Annotated in this window: 15 protein-coding genes and 4 pseudogenes; 10 read left to right on the top strand and 9 right to left on the bottom strand. The window is 34.9% G+C overall.

What is annotated here, in order from left to right; all coding sequences use genetic code 11:
- Positions 1 to 161: 161 nt before the first annotated feature.
- From AB1284_RS25075 to AB1284_RS25060, 4 genes and pseudogenes are all read right to left on the bottom strand, one after another.
- Positions 162 to 755, bottom strand: coding sequence for a hypothetical protein (locus tag AB1284_RS25075; protein ID WP_429761913.1), 594 nt, complete (start codon positions 753 to 755; stop codon positions 162 to 164).
- Between the two features lie 330 nt (positions 756 to 1,085).
- Positions 1,086 to 1,736, bottom strand: a pseudogene (locus AB1284_RS25070) (IS6 family transposase).
- 97 nt (positions 1,737 to 1,833) lie between these two features.
- Complete coding sequence (locus tag AB1284_RS25065; protein WP_429761912.1) at positions 1,834 to 2,076, bottom strand: hypothetical protein; 243 nt, start codon at positions 2,074 to 2,076, stop codon at positions 1,834 to 1,836.
- 166 nt (positions 2,077 to 2,242) lie between these two features.
- Positions 2,243 to 2,845, bottom strand: a complete 603-nt coding sequence (locus AB1284_RS25060; protein WP_429761911.1) for a DUF6241 domain-containing protein — start codon at positions 2,843 to 2,845, stop codon at positions 2,243 to 2,245.
- A 492-nt stretch (positions 2,846 to 3,337) separates the two neighbouring features.
- Here AB1284_RS25060 and AB1284_RS25055 point away from each other — a divergent pair, with 492 nt between their 5' ends.
- From AB1284_RS25055 to AB1284_RS25045, 3 genes are all read left to right on the top strand, one after another.
- On the top strand, positions 3,338 to 3,949 hold the full coding sequence (locus AB1284_RS25055; RefSeq protein ID WP_429761910.1) for a recombinase family protein: 612 nt from the start codon (positions 3,338 to 3,340) through the stop codon (positions 3,947 to 3,949).
- A 72-nt stretch (positions 3,950 to 4,021) separates the two neighbouring features.
- Positions 4,022 to 4,681: a serine/threonine protein kinase gene (locus tag AB1284_RS25050; protein ID WP_429761909.1), complete on the top strand. Its 660-nt coding sequence runs from the start codon at positions 4,022 to 4,024 to the stop codon at positions 4,679 to 4,681.
- Between the two features lie 317 nt (positions 4,682 to 4,998).
- Positions 4,999 to 5,484 carry a hypothetical protein gene (locus AB1284_RS25045; RefSeq protein WP_429761908.1) on the top strand — a complete coding sequence of 162 codons (486 nt, stop codon included), beginning with the start codon at positions 4,999 to 5,001 and terminating at the stop codon, positions 5,482 to 5,484.
- Between the two features lie 520 nt (positions 5,485 to 6,004).
- On the opposite strand, the gene AB1284_RS25040 is transcribed toward AB1284_RS25045, so the two are convergent.
- On the bottom strand, positions 6,005 to 7,417 hold the full coding sequence (locus AB1284_RS25040) for a PLP-dependent aminotransferase family protein (RefSeq protein ID WP_429761907.1): 1,413 nt from the start codon (positions 7,415 to 7,417) through the stop codon (positions 6,005 to 6,007).
- A gap of 116 nt (positions 7,418 to 7,533) precedes the next feature.
- Between AB1284_RS25040 and AB1284_RS25035 the strand changes: the two genes are divergently transcribed.
- On the top strand, positions 7,534 to 8,493 hold the full coding sequence (locus AB1284_RS25035) for a proline dehydrogenase family protein (protein ID WP_429761906.1): 960 nt from the start codon (positions 7,534 to 7,536) through the stop codon (positions 8,491 to 8,493).
- Positions 8,490 to 9,437, top strand: a complete 948-nt coding sequence (locus tag AB1284_RS25030; RefSeq protein WP_429761905.1) for a DMT family transporter — start codon at positions 8,490 to 8,492, stop codon at positions 9,435 to 9,437. Before AB1284_RS25035 ends, AB1284_RS25030 begins: the two co-directional genes overlap by 4 nt.
- Positions 9,438 to 9,591: 154 nt before the next feature.
- Here the strand turns inward: AB1284_RS25030 and AB1284_RS25025 are convergent.
- A pseudogene (locus tag AB1284_RS25025) lies at positions 9,592 to 9,834 on the bottom strand (DDE-type integrase/transposase/recombinase); the annotation flags it as partial.
- Between the two features lie 18 nt (positions 9,835 to 9,852).
- Positions 9,853 to 10,533, bottom strand: a complete 681-nt coding sequence (locus tag AB1284_RS25020; protein WP_429761904.1) for a poly-gamma-glutamate hydrolase family protein — start codon at positions 10,531 to 10,533, stop codon at positions 9,853 to 9,855.
- A 57-nt stretch (positions 10,534 to 10,590) separates the two neighbouring features.
- Here AB1284_RS25020 and AB1284_RS25015 point away from each other — a divergent pair.
- Positions 10,591 to 10,719, top strand: a pseudogene (locus AB1284_RS25015) (DDE-type integrase/transposase/recombinase); the annotation flags it as partial.
- Positions 10,720 to 11,701: 982 nt separating this feature from the next.
- On the opposite strand, the gene AB1284_RS25010 reads toward AB1284_RS25015, so the two are convergent.
- Positions 11,702 to 12,250: a C40 family peptidase gene (locus AB1284_RS25010; RefSeq protein ID WP_429761903.1), complete on the bottom strand. Its 549-nt coding sequence runs from the start codon at positions 12,248 to 12,250 to the stop codon at positions 11,702 to 11,704.
- 320 nt (positions 12,251 to 12,570) lie between these two features.
- On the opposite strand from AB1284_RS25010, the pseudogene AB1284_RS25005 reads away from it, so the two are divergent.
- From AB1284_RS25005 to AB1284_RS24995, 3 genes and pseudogenes are all read left to right on the top strand, one after another.
- Positions 12,571 to 12,783, top strand: a pseudogene (locus tag AB1284_RS25005) (IS6 family transposase); the annotation flags it as partial.
- A gap of 71 nt (positions 12,784 to 12,854) precedes the next feature.
- A complete protein-coding gene (locus AB1284_RS25000; RefSeq protein ID WP_429761902.1) occupies positions 12,855 to 13,562 on the top strand; it encodes an IS6 family transposase in 708 nt (235 codons plus the stop codon).
- Positions 13,563 to 13,967: 405 nt separating this feature from the next.
- Positions 13,968 to 14,240: an HU family DNA-binding protein gene (locus AB1284_RS24995; RefSeq protein WP_429761901.1), complete on the top strand. Its 273-nt coding sequence runs from the start codon at positions 13,968 to 13,970 to the stop codon at positions 14,238 to 14,240.
- A gap of 250 nt (positions 14,241 to 14,490) precedes the next feature.
- Here the strand turns inward: AB1284_RS24995 and AB1284_RS24990 are convergent, their stop codons facing one another.
- Entirely contained in the window at positions 14,491 to 15,054 is a 564-nt protein-coding gene (locus tag AB1284_RS24990; RefSeq protein ID WP_429761900.1) for a recombinase family protein, read from the bottom strand.
- 691 nt (positions 15,055 to 15,745) lie between these two features.
- Here AB1284_RS24990 and AB1284_RS24985 point away from each other — a divergent pair.
- Complete coding sequence (locus AB1284_RS24985) at positions 15,746 to 17,680, top strand: glycosyltransferase family 39 protein (protein ID WP_429761899.1); 1,935 nt, start codon at positions 15,746 to 15,748, stop codon at positions 17,678 to 17,680.
- The last annotated feature ends 395 nt before the right edge of the window (positions 17,681 to 18,075 follow it).

Below are 18,075 nucleotides of genomic sequence, written 5' to 3'. Positions count from 1 at the left end.
AAAAAAACGTTGATATCAACTGATATCAACGTTTTACTTTTAAAATTTATAGAAACTGCATACACTCATACTTAGCCTTCCTTTTTACTTAAATATAAAAAAGGATTACTTGAAATATACAGAAGCAAAATAACAAGCTTTCGAAAAATACACAGTATTGGTTATTCTACAATTGTTAATTCATAGATTCCATCAAACGAGTTTGATTCAGGAGGCTGAACATCCTTAATCGTTACGATATTCCCAACCTTTATCTTGTCGCCGTTGGTGATTTTTATCATTTCTGGTGGTACATATCCCCCATTATTTTCACCATGTAACGGTAACCATTTTATCGATTTGTCAGCTACCTCAATAATTTTATATTGAATTGTGCCGTCGTATTTTATTTCTCCTACAACATCCTTCACGATTATTGCTTTATATTTTCCATCGCTAATTTTCTCGAAGCATACGTGATCACTGACATCAACTACGCCATTTCTTTTATTGTTTTTCCACGTAGTATAACTAATTTCAGAATAATTGATTTCTGCAGCGTTTTCTTTTTTATTTTGATTAGAATCTTCGAGATACAACACGTTTTCTTTAATGGCTGTAACCGTATATTCTCTTCCTTCTACAACTTTACCTATTTCTTCCCCCTTTGATGTCACTGGCTCTTTTTGATTCATTTCCTTTTGGACGACATTTTGTTCACTACATGCTGCCAGCATAATAGTTAATAATCCAGTTATTAATAATAATCTTTTCACTATATTTCCCCCTTAGGTCCGCAAATAAAGAATTTTACTCTATTATTATATCTTTAAAAATTAATATTCCGAAAAAAATCTTTTGAACATAATTTTGATTAAAGAGTATCAAGGAATTTGAACAATTAGGGTAGACAGAATGAATCTTGTTTTAATGCATCTATTAAAAAATATATTTACATAATAATTACTTATGATAAGACTACGAAAGACCCCATATTTACATAAGAAAAATGGTTCTGTTGCAAAGTTTCCGAAGATATAAAGAGATGGGGAATGTTATGGACCAGTTTTATGAAACTATTAATAATTCATGTAATGCGTTATACGTCAAAAAAACGAAGTTTGGTTGAAGACTTCGTTTTTTTTGACGTATATAGCATGAACAGTTTCTATACCTTTAATAGTACTTGAGGCATGGCGAAGACTTTGAAATCCTAAAGAACGGGAGAGTCGACGTTTCACATGCCGATGATCTTGCCCAATGATATTATTGAGGTACTTAATTGTACGATGAAAGGTATTTTTGTAAAGACCTATCTCCTTTAATTTTTTTGAATGCGGAAGCTAAAGAAGGGGCCTTATCTGTCGTCAGAACCGTTGGTTCTCCAAAAGATCGAACAAGTCTTTTCATAAAAGCATATGCTGCTTGTGTGTTCCGTTTTTGACGAAGTTGAATATCAAGTGTTTGTTCCTCTTTATCAATTGCTCGATATAAATAACACCATTTCCCTTTCACCTTGATATAGGTTTCATCCAAACGCCAAGATAACCATGTGTTTTTGTTTTTCTTTTTCCAAATGTGATAGATAAGTTTTCCATATTCATGAACCCAGCGCATGATAGTTGTTGGATGAATAGAAATACCACGTTCTTTAAGAATTTCAGACACATCGCGATAACTTAAAGAAAACGACAATAGTAGCCAACGGCTATTAAAATAATATCCTTCTTGAATTGTTTTCCTTTAAAATATCTCATCTGTGATTCTCCGCGTTTTCTTTTTTCGAAAGTGTAGCTTAGTTTAGAAAACTTTGCAACAGAACCCATGGTTTTTTATTTTTATAAAAAGAGTACTTTAAAAAGTGTATAACATATAGATGTAAAGCCCAAAATAGTAACCTAAATTAAATATTGCAAGCATAACGCGTTGGTAAGTCTTACTGGCTCCAGCTGAAAATAAAACTCCTATAAGCGGTGCAAATAATCCAATTTTCCAAAAGATATTAGCTGATCCACCTATTTCTAATGTATGCTCATTTATTATAGTTAAAAGAGCATAAGGTACACATGATAAAGATAATATAGCCCATTTGTTCAAAGTGTCACCTCTTTTTGATGTTTTAATATAAATAGAATGTTAATTATATTTAGGGGTCCTGTCCCATGCCCATCAACTTAAGAAAACAAATCCACCTCAAAAGGAAATACCGTAATACGGAGTTAAAACATTTTACTTCCTAGTGGAGTGAAATGTGGTTTCATTTCTACAACTTTCCCTGTTTCCATTCTTTATTATGAATATCTAATCCTTCTTGACCAAAGAAATGGAGAATAAACTCTTTTTCATCTTTATCAGTTTTTTTGGCTAGGTTAGATCCCTCTAAACTTTGCTTTTTTCCAAAACGTAAATAAAGAATTTCTCTATAGTCTTCAACTGCAGATTCGAAATTTCCATCGTACCATTTGTTCAGAATAGATTCATATTTTGATCTTTCATCAGTATTGATAACATTTAAGTTGTTTTTTAAGTATTGAATGTTTTCTTTGGTCATTTGAAATCGACCTACATCACGGGTACCTGGGACATGAAGATTACTTCCATTGAATGTAAGTTTTTGGAAAGACATATGTATCATCATGTTATTTATAGTTTGCTCGTTTTGGATTTCTCCAATAGACTGAGATGCTTTAGATAAATCATCATTGCTAACTACATAACTATCTTTTTGTTGCTTTTGAATGGTTTGCACTTTAGGTTTTTCCTGAACTTTTTCTTCTACTTTTTTATCATTATATGTTAGGGTGATGTAGGTTCCTACTGATAAAGTTACTAAAACAATTACACTATAAGTAATTTTCTTTTTCATAATAAATCCTCCTGCGAATATCTTTGAAAACTAATTTCTTAATCTAATGTGATGAAGGGCCGCTAAACGATAATCAATTTTCAACTGAAAGCCAATAATGCTCTCTCTTTAAATCAGGCTTATTATCACGCTCTCTTTGAAGTTTTTCTCGGGTCTCATAAAAGTATATAGTGAAATTTAAAGATATATATTATTCACCTAATAGCACAATACATTTTTTATTTTCATTTCTAAACTCTTATTTAATTGTCGTATATCCCCATAACCATTCCTTTCCAATTATTCTAATTATAACAAATAGTGTTCTGTTATGCTTTTTTATGTATAAATATTTCTTGAGACTTATATATCTGTAAAAGTATACCTTTACAGATAGGTAGAAAACTATAAAAAACCACGTCCATAAATGTTTATTTTTTGTTTTACAGACATCTTTTTATTTCATATACCTTTACAGACGAAATTGGTATAATTACCTGTGAGGTGTAAAATATGAAACATAAAAAATTTGGATATGTACGAGTTTCAAGTAAAGATCAAAATGAACAACGACAAATTCAGAATATGAAGGATTTAGGAATAGAGGATCGGGATATTTTCATTGATAAAGAATCTGGAAAAAATATGGAGCGAGAGAATTATCAAACTCTAAAGCGTATTGTTCGTACAGGGGATACGATTGTGTTTGATTCCTTAACGAGACTTGGAAGAAATATGAACGATACATTAGAAGAATTTAGATACTATGAAAAACATAAAGTGAATTTACAATTTATAAAAGAACCATACATTAACGTCAATTATACTGGTGAAAGTACAAATGATGTTATTCAGAGTGCAATTCAAAAAGCAACCCTTACAATATTATCAGCCTTTGCAGAAAAAGAGCGGATTGATATTAAACAACGTCAAGCTGAAGGGATTGCTCTTGCCAGGAAGCAAGGTAAACGTTTAGGACGTCCGCCTGTCGAAATAACAGAAGAATTTATGGATGCTTACAAGGAATGGAAATCTGGTTCAATTACAGCCGTAGGAGCTATGAAAAAGTATGGCATCAAACGTTCCTCATTTTATAAACTTGCCAAACAGTATGAGGAAAATTAAATTGTATATGTTTTGACATATTCATTTTAAAATGTGAATGGGACCCCTTTTAACAAAAACGGAGTGGAAATGATGAGTATAAATAGTTTTGTAGGATTGATAAAGGACGAATTATTAAAAGAGGTAAGCATAAGAAGTGAGGATGAATTCGAGCCTGTAGTAATTAAAGATATTCCTAGACTTTGGAAGTGTTTAGGGACAGGTAATTATGCCGCAGTATTTATGCACAAAGAATACAAAGATTGGGTAGTGAAAGTTTACGCGCGAGAAGGAGAAGGAATTGAAAAAGAGTCAGAAGTATACCGAAGAATCGGAAATCATCTTTCTTATTCGAAGCTTATATATAAAGGAGAAAATTTCATAGTATTGAAACGTTTAAAAGAAATTACCTTATACGATGCTATTCATAAGGGGATTAAAATTCCTAAGCAGGTAATCCTTGATATCAATGAAGCTTTAGAGTATGCAAGGGAACAAGGATTAACTCCTTGTGATGTTCACGGGAAAAATGTGATGATGGAAAACGGAAGGGGATATGTAGTCGATGTATCTGATTTCTTAAAAACAAAAGAAGATAGTAAGTGGAGAGACCTAGAAAAGGCATATTTTACATTTTACTTGCCTTTCATTTATAAATTGCCTTTCCCTGTTAAAATACCGTATTTCATGTTAAACATTGTTAGACGTTCATATAGAAAATATAAGAAGCTTAAAAAGAAATTCAAATTGTAAAAGGACCACATACTTATCTTTTATTCTATTTTTGCACCAGAACCGGTTATACGTGAGGAGAGTTGGTCTATTTTACGAAACAAACTAAAACAGGACATTGCCGATGCAAACATTCACTACATAGAAATTGATGGAACAATCATTTTTACGCATCACATCAAGTCATTTGACATACAGAGAGTATAAACAAATAATGCACTGGTTGGGGAAGAACAAAATAAAATAAAAAAGTGGAAAGGGGTATACTTTGTCGTTAGTTGAAGAAGGCTATTTTAGGGCCCAAATGGGCCCTTTTTGTTTTGAAAGGAGAGGTATTAATGGATTCCATTCAAGGGAAATTGGATTTGCTACATAATGAAATAAAGGAAATGGGTGACATAATCGACTTAGATTGGTGTGGCAAATTGTTGTACACCTATTATGAACACTTTAATGATAATAACTTGAGATATAGAGCGGGTTCACTTATTGCTTTTTGGGGACTTCTCCTTGAGTGGGAAGATGAAAGTGGATTCCCATTCTATACAGGTACTGAAGAATACCATTGTCACCATTTTGATAAATACTTAAAAGAGTTTCTGAAGTATTCTTCTGACATTAAGAAGCAATTCCCAAATATTTATCTTGTTACTGTTGAATCGCTAATTCAGTTGGATAAAAGAGAGAATTGGGAAAGTGAATTTCCTAACATCCCAAGTGGTCTATTCGATACCGTTAGAAAAAATTTGTTTCGAAATGATGTTAAAAAGCTAAATGATGAGACTTATCAAAAGGCATTGAAAGAAGCAGGCATGCTTTATTAAACTAAAGAGGGTAATGTTTAAAAAAACTTATCTTAAAATGAACAAACTTTTTTATAAAAATCTCATATATAGCTAAAAAGAGTAATTCCATTTTAATCAATCTTTTTTCAAAATAGAGCTTTTGTAGTTGCTGTTAAATAAAGGTTTGTAACATCATTTTTATCAAACTTTATTCCAAACCAATAACAATACATAAAAAAAAGACCCTGCCACCAGACAAGATCCAACAAAATGTAATCCAAAAATGAAAAAGGAGTCTTTCGCATTGCAATTTCAATGCTAATACATATCTATTTTTACTACAAACTCATAAAATCGCATTTTCTCCCTAAAAAACACGAAAATATATCGCTGAGAATCGCATTTTAAGCCAATTAACTCTACTTTTATGTACAATTCCCTTACTAATCTCCCTACAGATCTTATCTGAGGTACTGCCGCATGCCCACATTTTAACGAAAATGTACGCTAAACAAACTCAACATAAAAAGAGCCGATTTTGAGTTTAGAAGTCTATTCGTTAAAGAGAGTATATACAAGATATTGCCCTATGTAGCCTGCTCACGCCTTCTTTTATCTCTTCATTTGTTAAATGTCCATAACCCAAAATAATTCGGTTATGCTGTTTTCCTTTTTCAATGGCGTGGTCTTCCACAGGATATACTTTCACTCCAAGTTGTTGGATTTCCGCAAGTAATTCTTTTGTGGATTGAAAATGATTGAATTCAACAATCAGATGTAACCCTGTAGAATAACCGAAAATATTGATCTTATTCGAGAATGCTGATTTTAATTGATGGATAAGGAAGTCTCTTCGGTTTTTATAGATTTTCTTCATCTTTATAATATGCCGTTCCAAATAACCTTCGGCAATAAATTTAGCAAGGACAAGCTGATCTAAAGAAGGGGTATGTAGATCCGAAAACCATTTTAACCTGCGACATTTTTCAATAAGGTGTGAGGGAAGAACTAAATATCCCATTCTAAGGGCCGGTGATAAGATTTTACTAAATGAACCTATGTATAACACACGCTCCGGATCCAATCCCTGTAATGAACTTACAGGTGAGCCTTCATATCGAAACTCACTATCATAATCATCCTCAACAAGATAACAATTTATTTTTCTCGAGTAGTTAATCAATTGAACCCGTCGTTGAATCGGTAACGTTCCACCTAAAGGAAACTGATGAGAAGGAGTAATAAAGATGAACTTTGGATTTTTATTTAAAGGCAGCAAAGATGTATCCATCCCATTATCATCAACTGGTATAGGATAAAGGAGGGCTCCTGAAGTTTTAAAAATCGTTTGAATGTCATTGGTGATAGGATCTTCCACTAGCACTTCGTCACCCGTTGACAAAAGTAACTTAGAAACAAGTGTTAAAGCTTGGGTTGCACCGGAAGTAATCACCAATTGTTCTGGATGACAAAAAACCCCTCTTGTTTTCAGTAAATAGCGTGATAAAACCTCTCTTAATTCCGGACGCCCTTCGGGAATATCGTATCCAAACGTAGAAGGAGATGTTTCATTCCATATAGTGTGAGACAACTTCGCCCATGCCTTACGTGGAAATAAGTCCAATGCTGGTATCCCTGAACGAAAATTAATGATGTTACTGTCTTGATTTGTTTTTTCGCACCAAGATAAAGAATCAAATAGAGGTGATTTTTTATGTTGTTCTAAATACGTTCCTTCGGCAATAAATGTCCCTGAACCCTGTCGAGCAACCAAAAAACCTTCGGAAAATAATTGATCATAAGCTTCTAAAATTACATTCCTAGACACGTTTAACTCAGAAGATAGTTCCCGTGTTGATGGTAGTTTTTCTCCGGATTGTAGCTCTCCATTTAATATTCGTTCCCGTATTTGGTGATAAACCTGTCGAATTAAAGGTATATCTAACGACCGATCAATAGATATCCAAAGCATATAAATGTTCCCTTCATCAAAAATGGTACCATAAAAGTTTGTATGAAATGGTACTAATACAAACCATTGTAGCATGCTATAGTTGGATCAAACAGTTCTAAAGGAGATGAAATGTGATGACTACACCAGAATTTCGAGTAGCTCAGGCACTTAAATCGATTGCACGAAATGAACATATAAAATCCTATGTACAACAATCCACTGAACTCTATGCGTTATTATTACAAGCTGCGAAACGGTTTGTCACCGGAGAAACGAGACATGATGGGATTGCAACAGCAAAAGAACTGCTCACAAAAGGTTATCTTACTTCACTAGAATATATAGGGGAAAATACAAAAGATTTAGAGGAATGTTGTAAAGCAAAAAATGAGTTTTTGAATCTTATTGAGGACATGGGTGCTCTGTCTATGAAACAAACGGTATCACTCGATTTATCGCATATCGGGTTGTCTATAAATCCGGAAACAGCTTATATCCATTTAATGGAGTTAGCAGAGAGAGCAAAAACATATGAAATTATAATCATGATAAGTATGGAAGAATCATCTAAAACAGCTGACATTCTTACCATCTATAAAAAAATAACTGAGCAATACCCTAATGTAGGGATAACAATCCAGGCACATTTATATCGTTCAAATAATGATATTCAAGAACTCATTCATTATCCAGGAAAAATACGAGTTGTAAAAGGTGCCTATCAAGAAGTTTCGGATATTGCTATGCCTAGGTCAACTGATTTAAATCAACGGTATCTTCAACTTGTAGAACAATTAGTTGAAACCAACCATCCTGTGTCCATAGCTACACATGATGAAATTCTTATTAAAGAAATGGAACAACGTCAATATCTTAGTCAACCTAATGTAGAAATAGAAATGCTATATGGAATTCGTCCAGATATGTTAAGTAATTTAAAAAATAAAGGGTATAACTCTAGAGTATATTTGACTTACGGGAAAGAGTGGTACTTGTATTTATGTCATCGGATAGCTGAATATCCGGAAAATTTATATCATACAGTGACGGATATGATACATTCATCTTCAGCAAAGCGGAGTAGGGAATATTGAATAAACATTTAATCCCCAATGTAAAAATTATTTTGGCTATGGTTATTGTGGGGAGTTCAGTCGTAGCAGGTAAGTTAATTGTTCAAAGTTTTCCTGTATTCGTAGCATCCGAACTAAGATTTCTTGTCGCAACCCTTATTCTGATTCCCTTGTTGATAAAATTTGAGGGGATTCCTTCTATTAGTAAAAGAGATTTTTTTATCCTTTTTTTACAGGCATTATTTGGTGTGTTTTTATTTAATATTTTTATGTTATATGGACTGAAATTAACCACAGCCATTGAAGGTGGAATTATTACAAGTATAATTCCAGCTGTCACTGGGGGGATTGCCTTCCTTCTCCTTAAGGAAAAATTGACAAAAAACATCGGTATAGGAATTATGTTAGCCATTTTAGGGACATTAGCAATTAATGTTTTCGGATCATCTTCAAATGTGGCACGTGGGTCCTCTCACGTATTAGGGAATTTGCTCATTTTCGGTGCTGTTATTGGCGAAGCATTATTTATCATATTAGGGAAACTTGTAGCACAACAAGTGAGTTCTCTTGCTATTTCAACGATTGTCAGTGCTTTTGGTGCTGTGTTATTTTTACCGTTTTCTCTCTACGAGGGCAGTCGGTTTCATTTTGAAAAAGTATCCATTTCAGAGTGGGGACTGATATTCTATTTTGGTATCGTTGTAACGGTTATTGCTTTTATTCTTATGTACCAAGGCGTCTCAAAAGTTCCTGCAAGTACGGCTGGAGTATTAACAGGTGTTTTGCCAATTAGCAGTATTATTCTTTCTATACTCATATTAGGTGAAGAAATCTCTTTGTTCCACCTTGTAGGAATAGGGTTGATATTAATGGCCATTCATTTGATTTCAAAACAACCGTCAGAGAATACACAAACTCAAAGCTTAGGAAAAGAAGTCGAGGAAAAGATAAGGAAAAAGTATTGAGGTGAACATATTAAGTCGCGTTATTCGATCTCAAAAATCTCCGTTTTTGAGATTTTTTTATGGGTACCGCCCATGCCTATCAACTTAAGATTTTAAAGTACCCCGAAATGAAGAGAAAGTTGTTACTCTATGTTTCTAACTAACATTTTTGCACCAGAACCAAATCAATTATATGACCTTTGGAATTTATCGTACGATAGAGATATATCCATTGCGATTTTACCTTGATATACGTTTCATCAACTCACCAAGAATCATTAACTTTCTTTAATTGACGACGTATCCGCTTGTTCAATTCAGAACCATACTGATGTATCCATCGTATAATGATCGTATGAGGGATAGATTGTCCCTGCTCTTCCATCATTTCTACGAAATTACAAAAGCTTAAATTGTACGGAAATTACTATCATTTTTACTCGGCTATTGCTGATCGAATAGCATTACTAAATTTCTCCATCTTAGAATTATCATTCTTAAGTTCGGTACGCAAAGCACGGGTGATCTCCAATTGTGCACCTTTTAAAGTTTTACCCCTATTTACGATATTCATCGGGTTGGTCCCCTTTAAGTTGTTAGGTGTATCCCCCATACGAAAACCTGCGTCCTCCAATTTTCCCGTAATCTTCTCCTTTAATTTTTCATCGAGTCCGCCCATGTAAACTAGTTTTTCTGTTCCTTCCGCACCATGAATAGAAACAACTTTGTTCTTTTGTGCTACCATTTTCAAAGCTATTGGGTCGTCATAATGGGTAGAAGTTAGATGCAAATCATTTCGCTTATCGTTATTAAAGTCGTCAAATATTTTAGCATTAAATATGTAGTAACTGTAATCACCTAGGGCAACTTTTCTTGCTATTTGGTCAGTTCCAAATTCGATTTCTCCACCGTGAATTGCTAGAATGATTGTATCAGAACTTGGTATATCTTGGGTTCCAATGGTATAATCTATACCTTTTTTGTAATGCGCCGACAATTCTTCAAAGTTATCGAATACATCTGATGCCTCTGATGTGTCCGATGCGGCTGAAACTGTAGACATAGAGAGTGCTGAAACAGTGAACAAAGATGTTAGAGCTATCATAAATTTTTTCATTTCAATTCCCCTTTTCATTTGAACTCTCATTTGTATGATTCTGAATTCGAAAAATGAATACGTGGTCATCTCAAGTAAACAAATGACTCCTGGAGAGTCAATGGAACGTATATCAAGGTAAAATCGCAATGGATATATCTCTATGGTGCGGTAGATTTCGAAGAACAAACCACTGATTTTTATCTGTTGTGCAATTGCTTGTTTTTTAACCATAAATTCACTTATTTTTTATATAAGAATTAATACACACAAAAGTAATTATAACTTATTTTTGTATAATTTGCCATATTTATCCACATATCATTGTAACATAACTTCAATCATATGGTATTAGGGGTCGCCATACATGCCCATCAACTTAAGAAAAGTAAACACCCCAAAAACGAAAAAAGAGCTGACTTCTCCAAATAACTAACTGTAGAAAAAGGAAATTTTCATTTTTGGGGTACTTCAAAATATTAGCTTGATAGCGATGGGGTACCGCCAGCATTTCGGAAAAAAACCACGCTAAGCAGAAAAACTAGCCTCTACAAAAGAAGCTAGTTGACGTAAAATTCGTTAGCGGAAGTTAATAAATCTGTTAGTTTAAAACAATAAGTGTATTACATTCCTGATAAAAACATAGCAAATACAAACATTAGAAATATTAAAAATGATAATGTTAATACTATTATAGACAACTTTGATTTATTTCCTTTAATAATTGACATTAAGGAAACAATTAAACTAATACAAGCAATCAACAAACTAATAACTGTTGGAGCTGGCTCAGGTAATCTTGCCAGTACAGTGCTAAGAAAAAGAAGAAAAAAGAGTATTTGTAATGATAATGAAATTAATAAAACCTTTTTAATCATCTTTTTTCCTTTCGATACACCAGTAATTTACCTTATTATACCATTAATATAAAAACATTCCCCTATTAACCTGTTCCGTCGTACAGAAAGAATGATGAATATTATATACATGCTTGGTTAACATAACGTAACATTATAGGTAGCAAAGAAAAAGGCGTCCCCTTATTCTCACAAGGGATTCGCCTTTTTCTTTTTCTATGATTCTATGCATCTTTTCTTTGTCTCACCAAATGGGGTCAGACCAGAATAGCACTTTTTCACCTTAGAGAGTATTTTGTTTTATTAGCTTGATGCCAACGTATTAAGATCTCTTATTTGATTCTTCCATAACCAGCAATATGTTGACTCCAATAAGGATTATCTAACTTAGCTGCACTTACTCCTTTTGAATCACTAGCGTTATAGAATGCATTACCTCCAATGTACATACCAACATGCGTAATGCCTGTTTTACTTCCATTTGTTCCTTTAAAGAACACTAAATCACCTGGCTGAAGATCGCTTTTACTAATACGCTTAGTGAAATCATATTGCTGCTGAGCAGTACGTGGTAATTCAATTCCTTGTGTACCATAACCCCATTGCATTAATCCTGAACAATCAAATCCAGTTTTGGGGCTATTTCCACCATAATGATATGGTGTTCCTTCGTATTTCTTCATTGCTGCATAAACTTTTTCAAATTGAGACTTAGTTATGGATTGAATTGCTAAAGATTCGATATTCATAGTTTCAAAATTAGTTTGGATTGTTGCCCCTTCATTTGTAGGAATGTTACTTGTTTCTTCCGCAGAAGCAAAACTACTGCCAGCTCCAATTACCATTCCGAATGCTAAAGTTCCTGCTACGATTTTTTTCATAATATTACCTCCTATTGTAATTTCCTACAATTTAGTAATATTCGACCAATTATTATAAAATCCTCCAAATAATTGAAAAAAATATCGAATTATATTGGCATACGGAAACCAATAAACATTTGAAAGGAACTTTTAAAATGCTTCATAACTTAAAAGATTTTAATATCCTTAAAGGTTTTGGTACAAAAACTTCAAGATAATTGCAATTAATCTCTAAGTCTTGGACATACTAATACTATTACTCTAAAAGGGTGTGTGATCGGTATGGAAAAGAAAATTTGTTTAAATGGAAACACTATCAGCCTGATATTATTTTGTTAATGGTAAGATGGTACCTACGGTACAACCTCAGTTTTCGTGATTTGGTGGAAATGATGGCAGAACGGGGCATAATCGTTGCTCATACAACGATTATGCGTTGGGTGCATCAGTATGGTCCTGAATTAGACAAAAGAGTCCGTCGTCATCTCAAACAAACCTATGACTCCCGGAGAGTCAATGAAACATATATTAAAGTAAACAGTCAATGGATGGGTTCTGGTGCAAGAAATCTAGTAAACTTGGACATACTGATACTAGTACTCTAAAAAGGGGCGTGATCAGTATGGAAAAGCAAAATTTATTCAAGTGGAAACATTATCAACCCGATATTATTCTTCTTACTGTCAGATGGTACCTACGGTACAACTTGAGCTTTCGTAATCTTGTGGAAATGATGGAGGAACGAGGATTATCGATGGCTCATACGACCGTTATGCGTTGGGTTCATCAGTATAGTCCTGAATTGGACAAGCGACTTCGTCGTCATCTAAAACGTACAAATGATTCATGGAGAGTGGATGAAACGTATATCAAAGTAAAAGGTCAATGGATGTATTTATATCGCGCAGTGGATTCCGAAGGAAACACCATTGACTTTTTACTAAGCAAAACAAGAGACCAAAAGGCTGCAAAGTGCTTCTTCAAGAAAGCTTTGCGGTCTTTTCATGTTTCTAAGCCTCGTGTTATAACCATCGATAAAAATCCAGCGTATCCTGTAGCCATTCAACAGTTAAAAGACGAGCAAGAGATGCCTGAAGACATCCAAATGAGACAAGTGAAATATCTCAATAATATCGTAGAACAGGATCATCGTTTCATTAAGAAAAGAGTACGCTCTATGCTGGGATTCAAAACGTATGAAACTGCTACTTCAATAGTACGTGGCATTGAAGCTATGCATATGATGAAAAAAGGGCAAGTTCACCGAGGGATGAAGTCTGCCCAAAATCGAAAAGAATTCATTGATAAACTGTTTGGCATTGCAGCATAATCCGTAAGTTAATAGGAAATTCATGTCCTATGTTTTTTTGAAATCATCTTTGCACCAGAACCCTGTTATGTATACCTCCAAACGGAGCGTCGGCGTACGCTTAACTTATCCATCAGGATTGTGAAGAAGATACGACAACAAGTGGAACTGCAATGGGAGGCTTGAGCCGGATGAATTGAAAGGTTCCAGTCCGGTTCTTAGGGGAGTTAGGGGCAGTGATGCCCCTCGCTTACCCGACTGAAAAAGAAATCCCTTCTCAGCACATCAAAATTGTAATATAGAAAAAGACTTTGTGTAAAAAAGGATAATTTTCCCCTAAAAAGGGAAACTTAAGAGGTTTGAGTTGAATCATGCAGGAATAATGTGGTAAGTAATATATAATACGTAACCATTGGAGGAATCAATATGAATAAGACAGATCTTATCAATAGTGTGGCAGAACAAGCAGAACTAACAAAAAAGGACGCAACTCAAGCGGTTGATGCTGTATTTGAAACAATCCAAAATGCTTTGAAAGCAGGCGATTCTGTTCAATTGATTGGATTCGGTAACTTTGAGGTGCGCGAACGAGCTGCTCGTACAGGACGTAATCCGCAAACGGGTGAGGAAATTGAAATTGCAGCAGGCAAAGTACCAGCTTTCAAAGCAGGGAAGCAACTGAAAGAAGCTGTGAAATAAAGAACTCCTACTTCTTTCTACTATTCCACTTATTTGTATAAAACTCTGTATCTATGATTCATTAGAAAAGTAAGAGTTGAGACGAGAGGGGCATCAGTGTGCGCCTCTCGTCTCAACTCTCCAACAACTGAAGCGTAGCGGAAGGCGTTAGAAAATAGGTAAACTACCGCTCTTCGGTTGGTGAAGGTGTATGTCGTCGGAGAACAAGTCTCCTTCCTCCGTACACCTACATAATATAGTAGAAACTCGGTTAACCTTGTATTTTTTCACTTTCTTTGATGTATCTATATAAAGTAGTTCGTGAAACACCAAAAATTTCTTGCACCTCTTTTTTAGACCTACCTAACCGAATCATCTCTAACATTCCTTGAATTTGCTTTTCAGAATGAGACTTTTTCCGGCCCCCCATTCTTCCCCTAGCTTTTGCACTGGCAATACCACTTTTTACACGTTCATTAATAACTTCGCGCTCCATTTCTGCCATAGCTCCAAAGATATGATATAAGAATCGTCCCATCGTAGTAGACGTATCAATTCCATCTTTCATAGAAACAAAGTTAATACCTTTTTCTCGAAAGTGATTGAGTAACATGACTAATTGCTGCATGGTTCTTCCCAGGCGATCTAATTTGTAGACTATCAGTGTGTCATCTTTCCGTAGTTTATTTAAAAGTTGATTCAATTGTTCCCGCTGTTGATTCGCTCCACTTTCTTGTTCCGTCACAATTTCTTCACAACCATATTTTTTTAGTTCATCAATCTGCATGTCTAAATTTTGATGCTTGGTTGAGATCCTCGCATAGCCAAAAATCATGGTATATTCCCCCTTGCGTTTCATTTAAACTATACCACAATCTTTTTGATTTTGGCATGTAATTTTGAAACGTACTTTCAAGAGAATATGGGGGGCAAAATGAACGTTTCATAATCAACAGTTTTTGAAACATCCCCAGCAAGGAAAAAAGAACCCATTTATTGAATTGGTCATCTTTTCTTAGGATGACTTATTAGAAAAACACTTTGAAGAGGAACAAGACAAATAAGAGTGATTTAACTTCCGATAATCCGGGTTATGTAAAGAGCCATGTTTTTAAAGCATGGCTCTTTTATATTTCTTAGATTGTATTTTAAGAAAAAGTTAAGGGCTTTGTCCGATAATATAAATAACTTCATATTGTACCTTTCTTATTAAATAGACAGCTAAAATGGCTGTCTGTTTTTTTATTCATAACAAAGTTAATAACTTAAGCAAAAGTTAAGGATTGTATCCGATACTGAATTGCATAGTAATGGAGTTATTGCTTATTTTATCTATTCAACAACAAATTCACAGAGTAGCACAGCTTCTCAAGTTGAGTTTGTTACAGTCAAATGAGGTGATGTATCAGACACCGTTTCACTTTCTTTACTTAACCCGAAACTGATCTAAAAAGTTCATATTTCAACAATATTTCTTTCGTAACTTTAGACTATTGATAAACAAATAAAGGTAGGGAAAAGATTCGATGAGTCAAATAAAATCAAAATTTAAGTGGCATTATCTATGGTTGGCAGCAATTCTATTGTTATCCATCATTCTTAATTTTTATAAGTTAGGACAAGAGGGGGATGGAAATACTTATTATTCTGCTGCAGTAAAAAGCATGCTGGATAGTTGGCACAACTTTTTCTTTAATTCATTTGATCCTAAAGGATTTATAACAATTGATAAACCACCAGTTGGTTTTTGGTTTCAAACATTAAGTGCATATATCTTCGGGTTTAAAGGATGGAGCTTATTTCTGCCACAAGCTTTGGCTGGTGTGTTAGCGGTCGCTTTACTTTACCATCTTGTGACCCGTGTGTTTGGATGTGGGGCCGGGCTGCTAGCAGCACTATTTTTAGCACTGACCCCTATTGTTGTGGCGGCAGACCGGACGAATGAAGTTGATAGTATGCTCATGTTCGTTACACTGATTGCCACTTGGGCGATTAGTAAAGCAGTAGAGCAAAGCCATTTAAAATGGTTAGTGCTCGCATTCTTTCTAGTTGGAGTCGGATTTAACATTAAAATGATGGAGGCATTCCTCGTACTACCGGCCTTTTATCTTTTTTATTTAATATCCCCAAAATTAACGTGGACTAAAAAGCTGGTTCACTTATTGGTTGCTACAATCGTTCTTACGGTTGTTTCCTTATCTTGGTCGGTTATCGTTGATTCGATTCCATCAGACCAGCGCCCCTATGTTGGGAGTACACAAGATAATTCCATGGTGACGTTGGCGATTGGGTATAACGGTATCAACCGGCTCGTTGGACAGCAGCGAGGTCAACAAGGAAATTTCCACATGGGGTCACAGAAAGGTCAGCCGACAAATGATTGGAACAATACAAGTCAAGCCCACCAAAATGCAGGGAACCATTTTTCAGGATATGGACAAACGGGAAATACGGGCCTTCTTAGACTGTTTACAACACCGGAATTGGATGGACAGCTCAGCTGGCTATTGCCTGGCGCCTTAATTAGTATAGTGGCACTACTGTGGGGTTTGCGTTTTCGAGGCCCTCTCGATCGAAAGCACCAAACGGCCATTCTTTGGACAGTGTGGGTTTTGACTATGTTCATCTTCTTCAGTATTGCAAAAAGGTTCAGCAGTTATTACATGGTTATGTTGGCTCCGGGTATTGCTGCCTTAGTCGGTGCTGGTTTTAAACAGATGTGGTATCAATGGCGTTCAAAAGAAAAAAAAGAAACATGGTTTTTACCTCTTGCATTGGTATGCACCGTGGTCTTTGAAATTTCAGTAGTATGGAAATATCCTACATTAAGGGACCCACTTTCCATTACAATAGGAGTTCTTGCATTACTTGCTTTTATTTGTTTGTTCTTTGTCCAAAAATTAAATGCTTCAGGTAAAAGAGCTATTTCGATTATTACGATGGCAGCTGGTGTTCTGGCTCTAGTAACAGCTCCAACAGCATGGGCCATGACGCCCATTGAATATGGAGGGTCGGTAACAAAACCGTTTGCGGGCCCTGAGCTAAAAAAACAGCATGAAAGAGACGGGATGGCATCTAATCCTAAACTTGAAAACTATTTAAAGTCGAATTACCGGGAGGGATCCTACCTGGTGGCGACATTAAATGCGATGTCAGCTGCGCCTATCATGCTTGACACCGGCCTTCCTGTTATGGCAATGGGGGGATTTATGGGAAATGACCCGGCAATGACAGTGGAGAAGCTGCAGAAGATGGTTAATGACGGTGAAGTCCGCTATTTCCTTCTTCAAGGAAGGTCATTTGGCAACCAACAATCAGCGGTCATTAATTGGATCAAAAGCAACTGTATTGCAGTACCTGCTTCCAAGTGGCAGGATGCAAAATCCAAACTAAGCAAGGATCAGGGGTGGATGGGATCTAGGAATTCCTCAATGACGCTTTATGAATATGCGAAAGAATAATACACCCTTTAAATATTAAGAAAAAAGGATGTATACGCTTGTAAAAGTGCACGATTCAAAAAAATCAAAGGTTTCGATGGTGGTCTATTTCACATACTTCCGTTAATTTTCATTATTTAAGAGCTTTTGGGTCGGCCCCTTTTTCATAGTAAATGCTCAGAAAAAGGTGTTGTAAAGATAGTCTTAAGTTTTTAGTCAAAACCTACAAATACTCTTACAGTAACTTAAAAATTAAGTAAAAAAGAAAGGTTTTAAAAAATTAATAATAAATTGAATGGTAAAGATATTTCCTTCAGTGAGTTTATGGAAAAAAGGCATTAAACCAATAGCTTTGGTCTAGACAATACTTTTAAATAGTGAAATATGTTTGAAATGGAGTTATTTAATATGAATAA

This window comes from Bacillus sp. S2(2024) (genome assembly GCF_050474045.1).
In the GTDB taxonomy this organism is placed as follows: Bacteria; Bacillota; Bacilli; order Bacillales; family Bacillaceae_G; genus Bacillus_A; species Bacillus_A yunxiaonensis.
This window is presented reverse-complemented; position numbering and strand designations above follow the sequence as displayed.

Excerpts from the sequence above, each read along its gene's own strand:
- AB1284_RS25050 (WP_429761909.1), top strand. The coding sequence starts at position 4,022 with ATGAGTATAAATAGTTTTGTAGGATTGATAAAGGACGAATTATTAAAA.
- AB1284_RS25000 (WP_429761902.1), top strand. The coding sequence starts at position 12,855 with ATGGAAAAGCAAAATTTATTCAAGTGGAAACATTATCAACCCGATATT.
- AB1284_RS25035 (WP_429761906.1), top strand. The coding sequence starts at position 7,534 with ATGACTACACCAGAATTTCGAGTAGCTCAGGCACTTAAATCGATTGCA.
- AB1284_RS25020 (WP_429761904.1), bottom strand. The coding sequence starts at position 10,533 with ATGAAAAAATTTATGATAGCTCTAACATCTTTGTTCACTGTTTCAGCA.
- AB1284_RS25045 (WP_429761908.1), top strand. The coding sequence starts at position 4,999 with ATGGATTCCATTCAAGGGAAATTGGATTTGCTACATAATGAAATAAAG.
- AB1284_RS25060 (WP_429761911.1), bottom strand. The coding sequence starts at position 2,845 with ATGAAAAAGAAAATTACTTATAGTGTAATTGTTTTAGTAACTTTATCA.
- AB1284_RS25010 (WP_429761903.1), bottom strand. The coding sequence starts at position 12,250 with ATGAAAAAAATCGTAGCAGGAACTTTAGCATTCGGAATGGTAATTGGA.
- AB1284_RS25040 (WP_429761907.1), bottom strand. The coding sequence starts at position 7,417 with ATGCTTTGGATATCTATTGATCGGTCGTTAGATATACCTTTAATTCGA.
- AB1284_RS24995 (WP_429761901.1), top strand. The coding sequence starts at position 13,968 with ATGAATAAGACAGATCTTATCAATAGTGTGGCAGAACAAGCAGAACTA.
- AB1284_RS24985 (WP_429761899.1), top strand. The coding sequence starts at position 15,746 with ATGAGTCAAATAAAATCAAAATTTAAGTGGCATTATCTATGGTTGGCA.
- AB1284_RS25055 (WP_429761910.1), top strand. The coding sequence starts at position 3,338 with ATGAAACATAAAAAATTTGGATATGTACGAGTTTCAAGTAAAGATCAA.
- AB1284_RS24990 (WP_429761900.1), bottom strand. The coding sequence starts at position 15,054 with ATGATTTTTGGCTATGCGAGGATCTCAACCAAGCATCAAAATTTAGAC.